This window comes from Marinobacter salinexigens, from assembly GCF_008370345.1.
Lineage (GTDB): Bacteria > Pseudomonadota > Gammaproteobacteria > Pseudomonadales > Oleiphilaceae > Marinobacter > Marinobacter salinexigens.
The window spans coordinates 214,572-232,363 of sequence record NZ_VTUU01000001.1 but is presented as its reverse complement, the minus strand read 5'-3'; the positions used below and the strand labels follow the sequence as shown (position 1 = coordinate 232,363).

At 57.2% G+C, this 17,792-nt stretch carries 19 protein-coding genes; 3 read left to right on the top strand and 16 right to left on the bottom strand.

Going from position 1 to position 17,792, the window contains the following annotated elements; genetic code table 11:
- Both msrB and msrA read right to left on the bottom strand, forming a co-directional pair.
- Window positions 1-423, bottom strand: coding sequence for a peptide-methionine (R)-S-oxide reductase MsrB (gene msrB / locus FWJ25_RS01125; RefSeq protein ID WP_149598407.1), 423 nt, complete (start codon window positions 421-423; stop codon window positions 1-3).
- Entirely contained in the window at window positions 420-1,085 is a 666-nt protein-coding gene (gene msrA / locus FWJ25_RS01120) for a peptide-methionine (S)-S-oxide reductase MsrA (RefSeq protein WP_149598406.1), read from the bottom strand. Before msrA ends, msrB begins: the two co-directional genes overlap by 4 nt.
- 209 nt (window positions 1,086-1,294) lie before the next feature.
- On the opposite strand from msrA, the gene FWJ25_RS01115 reads away from it, so the two are divergent.
- Window positions 1,295-2,269, top strand: a complete 975-nt coding sequence (locus tag FWJ25_RS01115) for a metallophosphoesterase (protein ID WP_149598405.1) — start codon at window positions 1,295-1,297, stop codon at window positions 2,267-2,269.
- Between the two features lie 19 nt (window positions 2,270-2,288).
- On the opposite strand, the gene FWJ25_RS01110 is transcribed toward FWJ25_RS01115, so the two are convergent.
- The 14 genes from FWJ25_RS01110 to FWJ25_RS01045 all read right to left on the bottom strand — a co-directional run bounded on the left by FWJ25_RS01110 (window position 2,289) and on the right by FWJ25_RS01045 (window position 16,211).
- Window positions 2,289-2,771 carry a CDP-archaeol synthase gene (locus FWJ25_RS01110; protein ID WP_149598404.1) on the bottom strand — a complete coding sequence of 161 codons (483 nt, stop codon included), beginning with the start codon at window positions 2,769-2,771 and terminating at the stop codon, window positions 2,289-2,291.
- Between the two features lie 46 nt (window positions 2,772-2,817).
- Entirely contained in the window at window positions 2,818-4,194 is a 1,377-nt protein-coding gene (locus tag FWJ25_RS01105) for a class II fumarate hydratase (RefSeq protein WP_149598403.1), read from the bottom strand.
- 18 nt (window positions 4,195-4,212) lie between these two features.
- Window positions 4,213-4,497, bottom strand: coding sequence for a hypothetical protein (locus FWJ25_RS01100; protein WP_149599033.1), 285 nt, complete (start codon window positions 4,495-4,497; stop codon window positions 4,213-4,215).
- Window positions 4,498-4,575: 78 nt separating this feature from the next.
- Entirely contained in the window at window positions 4,576-6,315 is a 1,740-nt protein-coding gene (locus FWJ25_RS01095) for a PAS domain-containing hybrid sensor histidine kinase/response regulator (RefSeq protein ID WP_149598402.1), read from the bottom strand.
- Window positions 6,299-7,462 (bottom strand): alcohol dehydrogenase-like regulatory protein ErcA, encoded by a 1,164-nt coding sequence (gene ercA / locus FWJ25_RS01090; RefSeq protein WP_149598401.1) that lies wholly within the window; start codon window positions 7,460-7,462, stop codon window positions 6,299-6,301. The genes FWJ25_RS01095 and ercA overlap by 17 nt, the downstream gene beginning before the upstream one ends.
- 44 nt (window positions 7,463-7,506) lie before the next feature.
- On the bottom strand, window positions 7,507-9,405 hold the full coding sequence (locus tag FWJ25_RS01085) for a S9 family peptidase (protein ID WP_246166624.1): 1,899 nt from the start codon (window positions 9,403-9,405) through the stop codon (window positions 7,507-7,509).
- Window positions 9,371-10,519 (bottom strand): pyrroloquinoline quinone biosynthesis protein PqqE, encoded by a 1,149-nt coding sequence (gene pqqE / locus FWJ25_RS01080; RefSeq protein WP_149598400.1) that lies wholly within the window; start codon window positions 10,517-10,519, stop codon window positions 9,371-9,373. The genes FWJ25_RS01085 and pqqE overlap by 35 nt, the downstream gene beginning before the upstream one ends.
- Window positions 10,516-10,803: a pyrroloquinoline quinone biosynthesis peptide chaperone PqqD gene (gene pqqD / locus FWJ25_RS01075; protein WP_149598399.1), complete on the bottom strand. Its 288-nt coding sequence runs from the start codon at window positions 10,801-10,803 to the stop codon at window positions 10,516-10,518. Before pqqD ends, pqqE begins: the two co-directional genes overlap by 4 nt.
- The gene (pqqC, locus tag FWJ25_RS01070) at window positions 10,803-11,558 is read right to left on the bottom strand and encodes a pyrroloquinoline-quinone synthase PqqC (RefSeq protein WP_149598398.1); all 756 of its coding nucleotides are present in this window, start codon (window positions 11,556-11,558) and stop codon (window positions 10,803-10,805) included. The genes pqqD and pqqC overlap by 1 nt, the downstream gene beginning before the upstream one ends.
- Window positions 11,555-12,484 (bottom strand): pyrroloquinoline quinone biosynthesis protein PqqB, encoded by a 930-nt coding sequence (gene pqqB, locus FWJ25_RS01065; RefSeq protein WP_149598397.1) that lies wholly within the window; start codon window positions 12,482-12,484, stop codon window positions 11,555-11,557. The genes pqqC and pqqB overlap by 4 nt, the downstream gene beginning before the upstream one ends.
- A gap of 54 nt (window positions 12,485-12,538) precedes the next feature.
- Entirely contained in the window at window positions 12,539-12,610 is a 72-nt protein-coding gene (gene pqqA, locus FWJ25_RS01060; RefSeq protein WP_007153157.1) for a pyrroloquinoline quinone precursor peptide PqqA, read from the bottom strand.
- Window positions 12,611-12,941: 331 nt separating this feature from the next.
- Window positions 12,942-14,462: an acetaldehyde dehydrogenase ExaC gene (gene exaC, locus FWJ25_RS01055; protein WP_149598396.1), complete on the bottom strand. Its 1,521-nt coding sequence runs from the start codon at window positions 14,460-14,462 to the stop codon at window positions 12,942-12,944.
- Between the two features lie 142 nt (window positions 14,463-14,604).
- Complete coding sequence (locus tag FWJ25_RS01050) at window positions 14,605-15,477, bottom strand: bile acid:sodium symporter family protein (protein WP_149598395.1); 873 nt, start codon at window positions 15,475-15,477, stop codon at window positions 14,605-14,607.
- A 41-nt stretch (window positions 15,478-15,518) separates the two neighbouring features.
- The gene (locus tag FWJ25_RS01045; protein ID WP_149598394.1) at window positions 15,519-16,211 is read right to left on the bottom strand and encodes a Crp/Fnr family transcriptional regulator; all 693 of its coding nucleotides are present in this window, start codon (window positions 16,209-16,211) and stop codon (window positions 15,519-15,521) included.
- Between the two features lie 141 nt (window positions 16,212-16,352).
- Here FWJ25_RS01045 and FWJ25_RS01040 point away from each other — a divergent pair, with 141 nt between their 5' ends.
- Both FWJ25_RS01040 and FWJ25_RS01035 read left to right on the top strand, forming a co-directional pair.
- Window positions 16,353-17,123, top strand: a complete 771-nt coding sequence (locus tag FWJ25_RS01040; RefSeq protein WP_149598393.1) for a class II aldolase/adducin family protein — start codon at window positions 16,353-16,355, stop codon at window positions 17,121-17,123.
- A gap of 23 nt (window positions 17,124-17,146) precedes the next feature.
- The gene (locus FWJ25_RS01035; protein WP_246166645.1) at window positions 17,147-17,734 is read left to right on the top strand and encodes an HD domain-containing protein; all 588 of its coding nucleotides are present in this window, start codon (window positions 17,147-17,149) and stop codon (window positions 17,732-17,734) included.
- The last annotated feature ends 58 nt before the right edge of the window (window positions 17,735-17,792 follow it).

The following is a 17,792-nucleotide window of genomic DNA, read 5'->3' as shown; positions in this document are numbered from 1 at the left end:
TCACGCCTCCCTGAACACCATGGCAATGGAGTTCAGGCAGTAGCGCTGACCGGTGGGAGGCGGACCATCCGGAAATACATGGCCAAGGTGACTGTCGCACCGGGGGCAACGGATCTCGGTGCGGGTCATTCCCAGGCTGCTGTCTTCCAGATACCGGATGTGCTCCGGATCATAGGGCTGGAAGAAGCTGGGCCAACCGGTGCCTGAGTCGAATTTGGCGTCGGAACTGAACAGTGGCAAATCGCATAGCCGGCAGTGATAGGCGCCCGTTTTTTTATTATCCAGAAGGGTACCGCAGAACGGGTGTTCGGTACCGTGTTCCAGAAGAACGCGACGCTCTTCATCCGTCAGGCCCTCGGCCTTCTTATCGATCTCCGCCTTAGTCAGGGGAGTCAGGTCGTAACCCGCCGCCGAGACACTCATACTGTACCTCCTTCAGAATCCGGTGCATCGTTGCCGGTGTATTCCGGCTTCAGCCTGTCGCTGTAGTAGTCAGTCAGTTTTTCCATTTTCGGAGCCGCGACTGCCATGATATATGGCTGGTACGGGTTGCGGGCGGCAAAGTTCTGGTGATAGGCCTCAGCAGGATAAAACGCGTGCAAAGGCTCCAGCGCGGTGACAATTCGCTCAGGGTATACGCCGGCGGCATCCAGTTGCTCGATGTACGCAGCCACCACCGCTTTCTGTTCCTGGGTTTCGTAGAACACGGCCGAGCGGTACTGGGTTCCCCGATCATTGCCCTGACGATTGAGCTGGGTAGGATCATGCGCCACAGAGAAGAACACTTTCAGCAATTCGCCGAAGCTGACTTTCGACGGATCGTAGTGCACGTCCACCACCTCCGCATGCCCCGTGGCACCGGTACAGACCGCATCGTAGTTAGCGGTTTCAGCCTGACCACCAGCATAGCCGGACTCCACCGCGGTTACCCCCTTCATCGCCAGGAACACGGCCTCAACACACCAGAAACACCCGCCAGCCAGAACCAGCCGCGCTTCGGTTCCGGCCTGGGTCAGATCTTTTTCAGGGTCCGGAAACCGGCTCCGGGGCACGGTCAGCCCCGGGATATCACAGGAAGTCGCCATTGTGTCCTCGCTCCAGAAATTCAGATGAGTGTAACCATGAATTGTCGCTGTTACGGCCCCACTTTGCCAATGGATCATTCAGCCACCGGGAACATGAACAATCTGCCATTCCGGTTGCATACCCGCCGAAGCGGACCATAATGACAGACAGGGTTTGCCGCGTTCTCGCACGACGGTAAAAGCCCGCTCGGCATATCAAGGACAGAACAATGACGGCAAGGGCTCGCGTACCTGAAAATCAGGATGAGCTGCTCGAGTATCGCCTCAGTCTTCGGCTCGGGCCCGTTCACGCCCGGCAGAGACTGGGGATCGAACGGGAAGCCGAAGCTCTGGTTTTCGGACAAGATCACAGATCCTTCCACCTGGAGAACCTCGCCTCAGCTCCCGGCTTTATCCGCTTTTGCCTGAAAATGGCCGGACTGTTCCGCAGGGGGCAGGACAATAGCAGGCGCCTGGATGTAGCTCAAAACCGTTTTCACCTGCCTGACCTCCCTGAAGCCTTCGACGGCTTTCGCATCCTGCACCTGACCGACCTGCATGTGGATATGGACGAGGCCAACTTGCAGGCCGTCATGCATCGGATCGAGCCGCTGGAATACGATCTGTGCGTGCTCACAGGGGACTACCGAAAACAAACCTGGGGGCCTGTAGATGCTGCCTTGAATGGCATGGAGCGACTCAGAAAGCGCATTCGCGGCCCGGCCTTCGCCATCCTCGGCAACCACGACAGCATTCGCATGCTACCGGCGTTGGAAGACATGGGGTACAACCTGTTGATGAACGAGATGCTCCCCGTCGAACGAAACGGAGAGCAAATCTATCTCGCCGGGGTCGACGACGCCCATTTCTACAAGGCCCACAACCTGCACCAGGCCGGCAATGACATCCCACTCGGCGGTGTCAGTATACTGTTGAGCCACACCCCTGAAATCTGGCGCGAGGCGGCCCATGCCGGCTACGACGTTTTCCTGTGCGGCCACACCCACGGCGGCCAGATCTGCCTGCCCGGCGGGATTCCGGTGACACTGGATTCGGACTGCCCCCGGCGCCTGGGCCGGGGCTACTGGACAGTGAATGGCATGCAGGGTTACACCTCACCCGGCGCCGGTACATCGGTGGTGAATGTCCGACTGAACTGCCCTCCGGAAGTGACCATCCACACTCTGACCCGGGGGCCGCAATAGGGCTGGCGATATCGAAGCACTAGTGCGGATGGCGGCGGATGCCGAGCCGGTAAAGAATCGGTGAGAAGTAAATGTTGGAGAGAGTAAATAACGCCACAATGAGCAGGCCGTCCAGAACACTGAGCGGCAACCAGAACATAGCCAATATCATCGGCAATAACGCCTCAGGTATCTGATCCAGCCCGACCGCCCGACCACTGGATAACAACCCCAGCCGGCGCTTCACGAAGCTGCTGACAATATCCCCCAGCAACGCCAGCAAACCAAACAGTGCCCCGAAGATCAGGCCGAGCCCGGTGACAAGGGAAAACAGGGCGCAAGTGATGATGCCCGCTATCAGGCCCCGCCATGTTTTGCTGCGCCCCAGTACCGGCCGGCCATCTGCCCAGAGCCGACCACCATCAACGGGAGCGGCCCAGCGGTTTTTGAGAACCTTGGCCACCACAACCGGCGCGCCATTGGCAAGCACCAGCATGACGAATAACTCAAAGGGTATCAGCAAGCGCCTGTACTCCCTCTACGTCAGATACACCTCTGCTGGTGCCGGATCAGGCCAGCCCGCCACGGGTCAGTTTCAAAGGGTCCATCAGCTCTTCCAGTCGCTTCCGGCTGAGGCCACTTCGTTCTTCAGCAACATCAATCACTGGCCGGCCAGTGCTATAGGCCTCTTTGGCTATGTCCGCCGCCAGGCTGTAGCCGATTTCCGGGTTCAGGGCTGTCACCAGCACCGGATTTCTGCCCACCCCCTCATTCAGGGTATCCGCGTTAACGATAAATTCCCTGATGGCCTTATCCGCAAGCATACTCCCCGCCTTTGCGAGCAAGCTGGTCATATCCAGCAGGTTAGCGCCCACCAATGGGAGCATTACATTCAGCTGAAAGTTACCGGACTGCCCGGCTACCGCTACCGCCGTGTCCAGCCCCATCACCTGAGCTCCAACCATGGCGACAGACTCGGGTATAACCGGGTTCACCTTACCCGGCATGATGCTACTGCCTGGCTGCAATGCCGGCAGACTTATCTCTGCAAGACCATGAATAGGGCCGCTGTTCATCCAGCGCAGGTCGTTCGCCATCTTGGTCAGTACGATCGCAACACCACGGAGCTGCGCCGACAACGCAACCGGCCCGTCCACGGCGCTCTGTCCAACGAATTTGTGCTCCATCGACCGGAAACCGTACCCGGTACCAGACTTGAGGAAGCGGACGAACTGATTAGCAAACTCGGGGGCGGCATTCACACCAGTACCGACAGCGGTACCGCCCTGGGGAAGAGCCAACAGATCATCCGCAGCCCGCTCTACCCGTTCCTCGGCGGCCAGGAGCTGCTCCCGCCAGGTTCGTATTTCCTGACCAAGCGTCACCGGCATGGCGTCCATCAGGTGGGTCCGGCCGGTCTTCACCTGGTCCGAAAAATGGGCTTCCCTCTCATAGATAACGCCGCGCAGGTGCGTCAGCGCAGGGATCAGTTGTTCCTTGACCGCAATAACCGAGCTGATGTGAATAGCAGTGGGAATCACATCGTTGGAGCTTTGGCTCATATTGACGTGATCATTCGGATGTACCTGAACACCGGCCTTGCCCGCGATTGCCGAAATCACCTCATTCACGTTCATGTTGGTACTGGTTCCCGACCCGGTCTGGTAACGATCAACCGGGAACTGGTCAGCGAACTCTCCGGCAATCAACCGGTCACAGGCGTCGAGGATGGCATCGCGCTGTGGATTCTCCAGAAATCCCAGGCTCGCGTTAGCCTCCGCAGCAGCTCTCTTGATCCGGGCAACTGCGGTAATGAAATCCGGGGGCATAACCTGCCCGCTGACGGGAAAGTTCTCCACCGCGCGTTGGGTCTGCGCGCCCCAGAGCGCATCAGACGGCACCTGTACCTCACCCAGGCTATCATGCTCTACTCGGTAATCGCTCACGATACCTCCTTTCAGCGGTTACGTTCCTTCGTGGGATCTCAGCCTTACATGATCACAGATGCCGGTAACCTGCTCAAAATTCAACACCAGGGTATGCACTGTGTTGGTATAGGTATCATGCAGGTGGAACTTGAACCGCTGCTGCTTCTCGCCCTGTAACCAGGCATCGTATTCCCGCACCAGTTCGCGGACATCGCCGCCCTCTCCCTGGCTCCACGTCGCATTGAAAGGCCCCAGCACGGCACCGCCCGCCAGGCAGATGGTTACTTCATGATTGGTGAGTCGATTGTCCTGAACAGTCATCATTGCCCCCTACTGAAATTTTCGACCAACTATTCCCGGATAAGTTTAGTCGTTCCGGCGGTAAACGCCGGGGACGTGTCAGCGGGCGGACAACAGGCTGATCAGCAACGCCCTGAGGCGGTTCGGTTTGACGGGTTTGTTCAGAATCGGCAGATACTGCGCGCGGAGAAGTTGACGGGTTTCATCGCTACGGTCTGCGGTAATGATCGCGGCCGGAATATCCTCGCCCAGCGAGCGGCGAATAGCATGAATGGCTTCAAATCCGGTACGGTCGTGATCAAGATGGAAGTCTGCCAGGATGACGTCAGGGAAATCCGTTAATGCTTCCAGCGCGTCGCTGTCGCTGGCCGCGGGTGTCACCTCACAACCCCAGCGCTCCAACAGGGCCGTCATGCTCTCCTGTACTGCCGGTTCGTTGTCGATGACGAGGATTTTTACGCCTTCCAGGCCGGTATCGAATGATGGCACGGTCGTATCCCTGACCACCGGCTTATGATCCGTGAGATGCTCAGCAGGAATGGTGATGGTAAAGCGGGAGCCCCGCCCCGGTCGCGATACCACATCGATCCTGTAACCGAGTACCCGGATCATCCGCTCGACGATGGCCAGCCCAAGCCCCACGCCCTGCCTGCCACCTGTGCCCTGAGGTAATAACTGATGAAACTCGGTGAAAATATCCTTGAGTTTGTTTTCTTCGATCCCGACGCCGGTATCCCAGATTTCTATGCACAGATCGCCATCCCGGAGCCTCGTGGACAGCAGGATGCCCCCTTTTCGGGTATAGCGGAACGCATTGCTCAACAGGTTACGGACAATCCGCGCCAGCATTCGCTGGTCAGTTTTCACCACCGCCGGACAGGTCCTGACCCGAAAATCCAGCCCGGCGTTCGAGGCTACTGCATCAAACTCCTCACTCAGCGCTTTAAGCCCGAACTCCAGATCTGCGTAGATCAGGTCCGGCTGCATGGCCTGCTGATCCAGCTTGGAGATATCGAGCAGGTCCGCCAGCAGATCTTCCGCTCCCTCAAGAGCCCGATGAATCTGGTGCACCATCCGGGTTTCCGCCGGTGGCAGAGTGCTGTCCTGCAGCGCCGAGACCATCAGACGAGCGGCGTTGAGTGGCTGTAGCAAGTCATGGCTGGCAGCGGCGAGGTATTTGTCTTTGCTGCGATTGGCCTCTTTGGCAGCGTCAACTGCGACCACCAGCTCCTTTTCCACCTTTTCCCGCTCTTCGATTTGGTAGCGCAGCCCCACGTTGGCATTCTGCAGTGCCTCTGTGCGCTCCTCAACCCGGGCCTCAAGGTCCTGGTTCAGTTGTTCAAGCTTCTGCCGCGCCTGGACTCTTTCAGTAATATCAGCCACGAAGGCAACGACGATCTCCGGTCCCAGGTCCGGCCGACGGAGCAAGGTGATCGCCACATGAACGGGGGTTTGATCAGCCCTGCGAAACAGGGTTTCCCGGGCGCTCAGGCTACCGTTATCCAGAAGCTCCTGGCGGATCTTGTCGAACTCCGATACGGAGAAAAATAGCTGTTCCCGAAGCCGGATGACCCGTTTCGTCAGATCTTCCGGACTGTCATAGCCGCAGAGCCTGGCCATGGCGGGGTTGCAGGCCAGGAAGCCACCCCGGAAGTTAGCCTGAAAGATGCCGTGCAAGGCATTCTCAAACAGCCATTTGTACCGGTTACGTTCCTGTTCCAGCTCATCAATCTGTTCCTGAAGCGCCGGATAGTAGTTCTTGCGAACGGAGTGGCTGCCGAGTCCTAACAGGTCACCTATGCCGTATCGGCTGTCCTGTTCATCAGAGGGCTTCTTCATAGACAACCTGAACATCCCGCAGCGACGATTTGCGGGGATTGGTAAGAATACAGGGGTCTTGCAGGGCAAACCCGGACAGGTACGGAATATCGGAAACCGTCACGCCCAATTCAGTCAGTCTGGCTTCCAGTCCCACTTTCTTTTTCAGCTCGATGATGCGATTCATCAGGCGCGTCTTGATCTCCGGTTTGCTCATGCCACGGGTATCAATATCCATCGCTTCTGCGACCCGGCGAAAACGGTCTTCCGCTGAGGTGAAATTATAGGCAACCACATGTTCCAGCAGCAGCGCATTGCACAGGCCATGAGGCAGATCCAGGAAACCACCCAGGCTGTGAGACATGGCGTGAACCGCACCAAGAATGGCATTCGAGAACGCAAGCCCGGCCTGCATGGAGGCCAGCATGATCTGTTCCCGCAAGAAAGGATCCGAGGTGTTATTAATCAGCGGTTCCAGATTGCGGTTGATCAGTCTGATCGCTTCCAGGGCATGGGTATCGGTCAACGGGCCGCTGCCGGTGGAAACAAATGCTTCGATGGCATGAACCATGGCATCGACACCGGTACAGGCTGTCAGGTAGGCGTCCATGGTTTCGGTCACTTGGGGGTCAATAAGGGATACATCAGGTACTACGGCTTTACTGATGATCGAAAACTTGAAGCGCCGGTCCGGGTCGGAAATGATGGCAAACTGCGAGACATCTGCCGAGGTACCCGCTGTTGTAGGAATCAGGATCAGTGGCGGCGGTGGCGTGGTGATCGTATCGACACCTTCAAATTCGATAATGTGGCGGCCATCGGTCGCAACAATACCGATACCTTTCGCGCAATCCATCGGACTTCCACCGCCGATAGCCACGATGACATCGCATTCCTGGCTTTTATAGAGTTCCGCTCCGGCCATCACCTCTTCTGCTTTCGGGTTGGGCGACACTCCGGTAAATAACGTTGACCGGATGCCCGCCGCCGTCAGCAGCTCTACGATTTCCTGCACCCATCCTGCTGCCGCAACCCCCGGATCAGACACCAGAAACACATGCCGCGCACCAAAGTTGCTGGCAAAATTGGCGACCGATTTACGGGACCCGGCCCCAAAAACAATTTCCGGGGAAACAAACTTGCGGAGGGCTGAAATATCGTGACTCATGGACCTGTACTCGACGACTTGTTCTTATAGGAATAGTCGAGAGTTTAACTCAAGTTTTCCGTGGGTTCATTGGGCTTTCGGATATGTTTACGATAAAAGCTGTGAAGCCACTCCAGCATCGCCGCCTGATTTTCCTGGCGCCGGAATCCATGCCCTTCATCCTCAAACCAGAATAGTTCCGGGCTGCCACCAGCCTCCCGGATCGCCGCCACCATAGCCCGGGTCTGCTCAGGCACCACAACGCGATCCTGGCCTCCCTGAAAAAAAATGCAGGGCGCTGATATATTCGCTGCCCGGTACCGTGGTGTCCTCTCATCCCAGTGCTGTCCCGTTGAGCCCGGAGCTCCCAGCAGCCAATCCAGGTAACCGGATTCAAAACGATGAGTCACAGACCTGAGCCGCATGGGGTCACTAACACCATACAGACTGGCGCCGCCAGCAAACCTGTCGCTGCGCACCAGCGCCATTAAAGCGGTGTAACCTCCGGAACTCCGCCCCTGGATAAAGATCCGGCGGCCATCAATATTCCCATAAGCGGCCAGATAATCAGCGGCCCGCTCCATATCCTCTACATCGGCCACGCCCCACTGCCCTTTCAGGGCCATGCGGAACACCCTGCCAGCCCCCGTACTTCCCCGATAGTTAACTTCAGCCACGGCAAATCCTCGCTGACACCAGAACTGTATTTGCGGGTTGAGTACAGGGTAAACCGCCGATGTTGGCCCCCCGTGGGCAATCAGGATAAGGGGCCAAGACTGCTCTTCATCATCCCGGGGGGTGTACAGGAATCCTTGAACCGCTTCATCACCTCCCGGAAGCTGAAACCATTCCGGGAGGACCGGGGCGACATCGTCCCATGGAGCATCTCCACCGGCCAGGACCTCAATGTGGCCGGTCAACGGATCGATTCTCAGAACCGCATCCATCACAGTTGCGGAACGAGCAATGCAATAGAGATGTCCCTCGCAATAACGGAGTGCCCGAAAATCCGTCCAGTCTTCCGCTACACGGACCGGAGCCAGCAGTTCAGAATGGTTGAGCCACAATTCCCCGACACCCCTGTGATACCGAACCCTTGCCCAGCCGTCCTGAGCAAAGAGACAGTGGTGGCGTTCCCCCAACTGCCACGGGGCATTCCCGTGGTCCAGCTCAACGGTGGTGTCTTTGTGCCAGAGCCCTTGGCCCAGGCGCTCCGAAAACCGGTAGGGCTGCCACCACCCGTCGTGATCTGACAGCACCCAGAGCTGGTCACCCTCGAATACCGGCTGCTGTATGCAGCCCTGGGTCGGCGATGGCCAGCACCTGGGATTAGCCAGTTCTCCATCGGGCGTCACATCCGCTGTCCAGAGCACCGACTCTACCCACGGCATATCAGGCAACTGCCAGGACACCCAGGCCAGACGTTGACCGTCGGCCGACACCGCAGGTGCGCTATAGAAATCATTCCCCAGATGAAGAGTCCGGATCTGGCCGGTGTCGTCGATAGCAACCAGGCTCTGGGCGCCTTCATACTCCCGCACCGCCAACACCCGTGACCGCGTGTCATCGGTGACCAAACCTCCGAAATGTCCGCTGCCCTCCCGGGTAAGCTCGGTAACGTCCGAACCATCTGGCATTACCCGCAGAATCTGCTGTGTCTCTGATACGGCAAAAAGTCCTGAGGCACCTGCGCACAGCGCTCCTCCACCGTACCCATTGACCCGGCTTCGGATGGCGGCCGGCTCGACAGCCCCGGCTAACCGGACGCCCTCACGAAGGCCATCAAGAACAGCGTATCCCAGGGTCGGCTCATGGCTTAGCCAGAAAACGCCCTCCCCGGAAACCACCAGATCACCGATCTGGCGAAGCGCGCCCGCAGCCTGCCAGGCCGTCAGTCTCCTGGCAGCCAGGGAAGGAAATGGGGCGCGATCAGCCCCGGTAGAAGAGGCGAGAGTTGTCGGCATTTCGGAAGGTCAGTTCTTCAATGCCTGCCGTGGCGTGGTCGGCGGCTCTCCTCGCCGCAAGGATTCGGTCGTGATGCGGGGATTTTCCGCAAACCGGATCGGCGTTATCCGCATTGCCGGTCAGCATATAGGCCTGGCAACGGCAACCACCAAAATCCTTTGCTTTCTCATCACAGGATCGGCAGGGTTCCGGCATCCAGCTATCACCACGGTAGTGGTTGAATCCCGGGCTGTTGTACCAGACATCCCGAAGCTCCATCTCGGTTACATTGGGGAAATCGATGGGCAGTATACGTGCGCTGTGGCAGGGCAAAGCGGTACCGTCCGGCGCCACCGTCAGGAACAGGCTGCCCCAACCATTCATACAGGCCTTGGGACGTTCCTCGTAATAATCCGGGGTCACGAAGATCAGCTTCATCGCAGAGCCGGCATCCTGAAGGCGAGCCCGATAGGCATTCACCTCAGCTTCTGCCTTCTCCAGCTGCCCCCGCGAGGGCATCAGACCTTCCCGGTTTTTGAATGCCCAGCCGTAATACTGGCAGGTGGCCAGCTCGACGTAGTCCGCCCCGAGCCGGTCACACAGCTCAATGATGTCATTCATTTGGTGAATGTTGTGCCGATGGATCACGAAGTTAAGCACCATCGGATAGCCCGCCTCTTTCACCGCACGGGCCATGGCCAGCTTCTGGTCAAAGGCTTTGCGGGAACCAGCGACAGCATTATTGAGTTCAGGATCGGACGCCTGAAAACTGACCTGAATGTGATCCAGCCCGGCCTCGGCGAATGCGTCCACCTTGGCGGAGTTCAGGCCAAGGCCGGAAGTAATCAGATTGGTGTAGTAGCCCAGGTCGCGCGCTTCAGCAATCAATTCCGGGAGGTCCTGGCGAACCAGGGGCTCCCCTCCTGAGAATCCCAGCTGAGCCGCGCCCATAGCCCGCCCCTGACGCAACACACTGACCCACTGTTCTGTCGTCAGCTCACGTTCGGTCTGGGCAAAGTCCAGTGGATTGGAACAATAAGGACACTGCAGCGGGCAGCGGTAGGTCAGTTCCGCCAGCAACCACAGAGGCGGTCCAACAGAAACATTGTCGGGTTGCTTCCCCGGAGCGTTCATACCAGTTCAATCCAGTGTTGCTTCTCCGCGTCCTGCAAAAACTCCTCTACGTCCTTGCCAAGGGGCCCTGCATCGGGAAACTGCTGTTCCAGCGATGCCACAATTGAGTCTACGTTTCGCTCACCATCCACTTCTTTAAGAATAGCACCGGCGCTGCCGTTCAGCTTTACCATACCCTCTGGATAAAGCAGCACGTAGCTTTCCTGGGCTGGTTCCCACTGAAAGCGGAAGCCCCTGCGCAGCTTAGGGGTTTTAGCCATAGCTACCTCCGTCGTCTGCTCCATCACAGCCCCCGATGCCAGACTTGCTGGTCGGTGACGGTGTGATACGGGGGCGTTTGATGCATGTAAGCCATAGTCAGCGAATCCAACATAGACCATAGGATATCCAGCTTGAATTGCAGTATTTCCAGCGCCCGGCTCTGCTGGGCCGCCGTCGTGAAATGGTCGAGGGTAATCTGAAGACCATGCTCTACATCCCTCCTTGCTTCCGACAGCCGCTTGCGGAAATAACTGTATCCACCCTCTTCAATCCATGGATAGTGCTGGGGCCAGCTATCCAGCCGGGATTGATGGATTTGCGGCGCAAACAATTCGGTGAGAGACGAACATGCTGCTTCCTGCCAGGTCGCCCGGCGAGCGAAATTCAGATAGGCATCCACCGCGAAACGAACGCCCGGCAGTACATGGCGCTGATCAATCACTTCTTCCCGGCTAAGGCCGACCGCTTCCGCAAGACACAACCAGGCTTCTATGCCGCCGGCATCACCCTCATGGCCATCGTGATCCAGAATTCTTTGCAGCCACATCCTGCGCACGCTGGCATCCGGGCAATTGGCCATGATGGCCGCATCTTTCTGGGGGATATTGATCTGGTAGTAATAGCGGTTTGCCACCCAGCCGCGGATCTGCTCCGGGGTGCACTGCCCGCCATACATGGCTTTATGGTAGGGATGATGAATGTGATAAAGCTGGCCTTTGTCCCTGAGGGCCTGTTCGAAATCCTGTCGATTCATGGTGGTGTTGGCGATTGCGTTCATGACTGCCCCCACAAGTCGATGTGCATCCCATCCCAGGAAACCTCAATGCCGTGCTGACCCAGTTCGGCGCGCTCGGCAGAATCCTCATTCAGGATCGGGTTGGTATTGTTGATGTGGATTAGAATTTTACGGTCGGCCGGCATGGTATCGAGCACTTCGATCATACCGCCGGGTCCGGATTGCGCCAGGTGGCCCATCGCCTGACCTGTCTTTGTGCCCACTTCCTGACGGATCATTTCGTCATCGTGCCAGACCGTGCCATCCACCAGCAGTACATCGGCTTTACGCATCCAGCCGAGGATACGTTCATCCGGTTTACCCAGGCCTGGTGCGTACAGCACTTTCTGGCCGGTGCGGGTGTCTTCCAGGAAAATACCGATGTTGTCCCCCGGGTGCGGGTTGTCACGACGCGGCGAATACGGGGGCGCATTGCTCAACAGCGGAATGGCCGTCAATTCAATGGACGGCGCACAGGGAATGGTAAACGCCTGTTGTTCCGAGGCGACAATCTCGCGCCAGCTCAGGCCTCCGTTCCAGTGCTCAAGCATGTTAAACAACGGGAAGCCACCGCTGAGATCCTGGTGTACCTGCTCCGTGCACCAGACATCCATCGGCAGGCCCTCTCGCAGCGAGAGCAGTCCCGTAGTGTGATCCACCTGGCTGTCCATCAACAGGATGGCGTCAATGCCGGTATCCCGGAGTTGCCGGGCCGGCTGCATAGCCTCGAACGACGCCAGTTGGGCGCGGATATCCGGCGAGGCATTGAAAAGAATCCAGTGTTCTCCGTCTTCGCTGACGGCAATGGAAGATTGAGTACGTGCTTTGGCGTTCAGAGTTCCCTTGCGGAAACCATCGCAGTTGGCGCAGTTGCAGTTCCACTGGGGGAAACCGCCGCCGGCTGCGGAGCCGAGGATATGAATCTGCATGTTGGATCCCGGAAACAAATGCGGCCAGCGTTTTAGTGCTGGCCGCGCTGCCACTTAGCGGTTGGCGAAGTACATGGTGACTTCGAAACCGATGCGCAGATCTTCATAGGCTGGTTTAGTCCACATAATGCTCACCTCTTATCGTCATTGTCAGGCATTGATGGTGTATTACCGGCGTTTCCGATAACCCGAATTCCATCGTAACGGGCGTGAACAGGCCTAAATATGCTACTTTGGAACTGTTTTGGTGGGTCCAAAAGGGTGAAATTTGCTACGAAGAAAACCGTCCTGAAAGGCATAAAAAAAGGCCCTGGGAAGGACCTAAGAGAGTGACAAGAATACCCAGAAGCTCCCGCAGGAGCATCCCCGACCAGACATCGGGGATGAAGGTGCACATCCCATGTGCTGACTCACATGCGGGCCCGTGTGGATGGGCCCGTACTTCCGCTCTAGCAGATCAGAAGAAGCCCAGCGGGTTGGTGTCGTAGCTCACCAACAGGTTCTTGGTTTGCTGGTAGTGATCGAGCATCATCTTGTGGGTCTCACGACCAACACCAGACTTCTTGTAGCCACCGAAGGCAGCGTGTGCTGGGTAAGCGTGGTAGCAGTTCATCCACACACGACCGGCCTGAATACCGCGGCCCATGCGGTAGGCACGATTGGTATCACGGGTCCAGACGCCGGCACCAAGGCCAAACTCGGTGTCGTTGGCAATGGCCAGGGCTTCTTCTTCAGTCTTGAAGGTGGTCACACCCACAACCGGTCCGAAGATCTCTTCCTGGAAGACGCGCATCTTGTTGTCGCCCTTGAACAGGGTCGGCTGAATGTAGTAACCGTCATTGAACTCACCTTCCAGGTGCTCACGATCACCACCGGTCAGCACAACGGCGCCTTCCTGCTTACCGATTTCCAGGTAAGACATGATCTTGTCGAACTGTTCTTTGCTGGCCTGCGCCCCCACCTGTACATCAGTATCCAGCGGATTACCGCGCTTGATGGTCTTGGTGCGTTCAACCACCTTCTGCATGAATTCTTCAAACATGTCTTCCTGGATCAGCGCCCGGGAAGGACAGGTGCAGACTTCACCCTGGTTAAAGAACGCCAGAACCAGACCTTCCACACACTTGTCGACAAACTCAGGCTCAGCCTTCATGACGTCGGAGAAGTAGATGTTGGGGGATTTACCGCCCAGCTCAACAGTCGAAGGAATAATGTTTTCGGCAGCGCACTTCAGGATGTGTGAACCAACCGGGGTAGAGCCGGTGAAGGCGATCTTGGCGATGCGCTTACTGGTGGCCAGAGCCTGGCCAGCCTCAACGCCGTAGCCGTTGACCACGTTCAGCACGCCCGGCGGCAGCAGGTCGCCGATGACTTCCATCAGCACCAGGATGCTGGCAGGGGTCTGCTCTGCAGGCTTGAGCACGGTGCAGTTACCGGCAGCCAGACACGGAGCCAGTTTCCAGGCCGCCATCAGCAGCGGGAAGTTCCAGGGAATGATCTGACCAACAACACCCAGCGGCTCGTGGAAGTGGTAAGCCACAGTCTTCTCGTCGATATCACCGATGGTGCCTTCCTGTGCACGGAGACAGCCGGCGAAGTAACGGAAATGGTCGGCAGCCAGCGGGATATCAGCAGCCAGGGTTTCACGAACGGCTTTACCGTTGTCCCAGGTTTCTGCAACCGCGAGCTTTTCCAGGTTGGCTTCGATGCGGTCGGCAATCTTCAGCAGGATATTGGAGCGCTCGGTGACAGACGTCTTACCCCAGGCCGGAGCCGCTTTGTGTGCAGCATCCAGAGCCAACTCGACATCTTCGGCAGTGGAACGGGGAATTTCACAGATAACGCCACCGGTAACCGGGGTGACGTTTTCGAAATACTGGCCTTTAACCGGGGCAACCCACTCGCCACCGATGTAGTTCTCGTAACGGGATTTGAAAGAAACGACGGAGCCATCCTTTCCTGGTTGAGCGTAGATCATGGTGTCGACCTCTTGTTGTGTTTATCGCAGGGCAACGCGGCCTTCGCGTTTACCCATTCAATGTAGACGCCGAACCGGGATTGGTGAATGATCCGATGGAGGGGAAAAACTCATCCCTTGGTAGTAGATGGTCCGGACCGCCCTACTGGGCGGTCGCGGGAACGAGGCGACGTCCCATGAAGATGAGCAAGGCTCCGAACGCATACATCATGACACTGTAAGCGACGGCGGGAATCGACATTTCACTGGATTCAAGCAACGTGAGCGTGACCATCATTGCGATAGTTCCGTTCTTGATCCCCAATTCAACAGCTACCGCCAGCGACTCCCTCTGGGACAGGCCCAGCAAGCGGCTGCTGGCCAGCCCGATGCAGACACCGACAAGATTAAGCAGGAAGGCGGCAGGCCCGGCCTGGCTCATCAGCTCCGGAAGACGCTCCCTGGATCCCCACAGCAGGGCTATAATCAGCAACAGCAGCACCAGCCCCCCAAAAATACTGACGATGCCCTCACCTTTTTGAGCCAACTCGGGCGCGCGGGTGCGGATTAACATTCCAATGGCAACCGGCAACAGGACAATCACCACCAGCATCGCAATGGTTTTACCCACCGGCAGCGCAATACTGGCACCCTCACCGTAGTACATCTCCAGAGCATAATTGGTGAAAAACGGCAGGGTTACGATAGTGATCAGGCTGGCAGAGACGGTCAGCAGGATAGAAAGCGCAATATGTCCACGGGACAGCATCACAAACAGATTGGACGTGGTTCCTCCCGGACAGGCCGCAATGATCACGAGCCCGACAGCCAGCGCAGGGGCAAGCCCAAGCACAGCAGCCAGCGCAAAGGCTACCAACGGCATCAACAGAATCTGAGCAACGGTGCCAACCACCATGCCCTTCGGGTTTAACGTCACCTGACCGAAGTCGCGCACCGTCAGCGTTAGCCCTATACCCACCATGATGATGAACAGAGACACCGGCAAACCAATTGAAATCAACGGACTGGATTCCAAGACACACTCCTGATTTATTGTTGTTTTCGCTTTAACACCCTTTAATCGAGTGCATCTATATGTGCCTGCAGGGCAGACGGATCATTGATGGTTACCTTGCCATAAGACAGCGTCAGCAACCCGAGTTCTTCATATTCCTTGATGCGTCGATGGACACCCTGCCGGGTCATCCCCATCATATTAGCGATCTGTTCCCGGGTCAGTCTGAGGGTAACCGACTCACTACCACTCACCCGAATCCCCTGAATCTCGGACAGAAAGAGAAGCCGGCGGCCAATCCGTGCCGAGACCCCTCTCAAGGCATCATCCTCCAGAATCGAGATTGCCGACCACAACCGGCGGCTCACCATGTCCAGAACAACCGGGTAATTCTCGGGGTATTTCGCCAGCAACTGCCGGAACCCTTCCCCTGGTAATTCGATGATCGTGGCGTCCAGATGGGCCGTAACGCCGTAGACCCTGGGCATCCCGGGGGAAAACACCGCATCGCCGAACCATGATCCTGCATCGAACATGATCAGTGTGGCTTCCCGCCCCGACGCATTCACCGAGGTGATCCGCACCGTGCCACGGGCAATGACGCACAAGGTGGATTGCATCGAACCTGGATCATAGATTGGATCATCCACACTGAAACGCCGCACCCTGGCCATGGCGGCCGCTTCAGCGAGCCCCTGTTCCGGCATGGCGCCCAGCAAAGGACAGGATCCCAGCACCTCTTTGATATTTATCATTTACCCGAAAGATCCCACCAAGTCTAAAGAAACGCCCTGGCACACAATGTAAACGATTTGACAGTCTGGCGCACAATAACCAGCCTAAACTGAGATTGATCAAAGACAAAAACAACGACCGTGTCGAGAGAGGATTACGAAATGTCAGAGCCTTTAACCATTCCGTCAAAAAAAGCATTGGTCAGCGAGGAAGAGTGGCAACTCCGCGTTGATCTTGCTGCCGCCTATCGCCTGATTGCACTCTATGGCTGGGATGACCTGATTTTCACCCATATTTCGGCTCGCATCCCGGGGCCTGAGCATCAGTTCCTGATCAACCCATACGGCATGATGTTCGAAGAGATTACCGCCTCCAGCCTGGTGCGTATCGACCAGGAAGGCAACAAGATCAATCCGGATGATTTTGACGTCAATCCGGCCGGTTTCACCATCCACAGCGCAGTACACGCTGTTCGTGACGACGCCGCCTGCGTGATGCACACCCACACTACCGAAGGTGTTGCGATTTCCACCCAGAAAGAAGGCCTCCTGGCGCTGTCGCAACAAAGCCTGTTCCCGCTTTCGAATCTGGCCTACCACGATTATGAAGGTGTGGCCCTGCGTGAAGACGAAAAGGCCCGGTTGCAGGCCGATCTGGGCGAAAATAACTTCATGATCCTGCGCAACCACGGCCTGCTGACCACCGGCAGCACCGTCGCAGATGCCTTCCTGGGCATGTACATCCTGCAGACCGCCTGTGAAATCCAGCTCCAGGCCATGGCATCCGGACAACCGGTTGTAAAAATTCCGGATGAAATCCTGAGCACGATTCAGGCTCAGGCCAAACAAGCTACTAAAGGCCTGGGCGGTAAACTCGCCTGGCCAGCCCTGCTGCGCAAACTGGATCGGATTGATCCGGGCTACAGGGACTGAAGGGAGAGACCACAATGAGTGATATGAACGCCCCCAAAGCGCAATTCCACCACATGAAAGATGGCACCGCCGAGGACTGGAACCTGATTGCCAGCCAGTTCGGACAGTTTGCCAAAGGGCTTCCAGACCGGATTCTTGAACACCTGATGCTGCTGAAAGGCGACTTCGGCGGATTCCCTATCGATCGCCTGTCTCACTGTCTGCAAACCGCAACCCTCGCCCATCGTGACGGCAAAGATGACGAATACGTCGTCTGCGCCCTGCTCCACGACATTGGTGACACCCTGGGCAGCTACAACCACGCCGATGTAGCTGCTGTTCTTCTGGAACCGTTTGTCAGCGAAGAAAACCACTGGATGATCAAGCACCACGCCATCTTCCAGGGCTATTATTTCTTCCATTACATCGGCATGGACCGGAATATGCGTGATGAATACAAGGATCATCCGCACTTCAAACGCACCATCGAATTCGTCAGCAAGTACGACTCACCGGCCTTCGATCCAGAAGGTGAAATTCTGCCGCTGGAATTCTTCGAGCCCATGGTTCGCAAGGTATTCGAAAAGCCTGTGAAGTCTATCTATAAGAAGGCCGAAGCAGCCATGGAATGAGCGGGCTCCCACCCCGACTCACACAAAAAAAGGTCGCCCGGAGGCGACCTTTTTTCAT

Bases quoted from the DNA above. Each gene is read 5' to 3' on its own strand.
- msrB (WP_149598407.1), bottom strand. From the start codon at position 423: ATGAGTGTCTCGGCGGCGGGTTACGACCTGACTCCCCTGACTAAGGCG.
- msrA (WP_149598406.1), bottom strand. From the start codon at position 1,085: ATGGCGACTTCCTGTGATATCCCGGGGCTGACCGTGCCCCGGAGCCGG.
- FWJ25_RS01115 (WP_149598405.1), top strand. From the start codon at position 1,295: ATGACGGCAAGGGCTCGCGTACCTGAAAATCAGGATGAGCTGCTCGAG.
- FWJ25_RS01100 (WP_149599033.1), bottom strand. From the start codon at position 4,497: ATGACTGTTCAGGACAATCGACTCACCAATCATGAAGTAACCATCTGC.
- FWJ25_RS01095 (WP_149598402.1), bottom strand. From the start codon at position 6,315: ATGAAGAAGCCCTCTGATGAACAGGACAGCCGATACGGCATAGGTGAC.
- ercA (WP_149598401.1), bottom strand. From the start codon at position 7,462: ATGAGTCACGATATTTCAGCCCTCCGCAAGTTTGTTTCCCCGGAAATT.
- FWJ25_RS01085 (WP_246166624.1), bottom strand. From the start codon at position 9,405: ATGCCGACAACTCTCGCCTCTTCTACCGGGGCTGATCGCGCCCCATTT.
- pqqE (WP_149598400.1), bottom strand. From the start codon at position 10,519: ATGAACGCTCCGGGGAAGCAACCCGACAATGTTTCTGTTGGACCGCCT.
- pqqD (WP_149598399.1), bottom strand. From the start codon at position 10,803: ATGGAGCAGACGACGGAGGTAGCTATGGCTAAAACCCCTAAGCTGCGC.
- pqqC (WP_149598398.1), bottom strand. From the start codon at position 11,558: ATGAACGCAATCGCCAACACCACCATGAATCGACAGGATTTCGAACAG.
- pqqB (WP_149598397.1), bottom strand. From the start codon at position 12,484: ATGCAGATTCATATCCTCGGCTCCGCAGCCGGCGGCGGTTTCCCCCAG.
- exaC (WP_149598396.1), bottom strand. From the start codon at position 14,462: ATGATCTACGCTCAACCAGGAAAGGATGGCTCCGTCGTTTCTTTCAAA.
- FWJ25_RS01045 (WP_149598394.1), bottom strand. From the start codon at position 16,211: ATGATAAATATCAAAGAGGTGCTGGGATCCTGTCCTTTGCTGGGCGCC.
- FWJ25_RS01040 (WP_149598393.1), top strand. From the start codon at position 16,353: ATGTCAGAGCCTTTAACCATTCCGTCAAAAAAAGCATTGGTCAGCGAG.
- FWJ25_RS01035 (WP_246166645.1), top strand. From the start codon at position 17,147: ATGAACGCCCCCAAAGCGCAATTCCACCACATGAAAGATGGCACCGCC.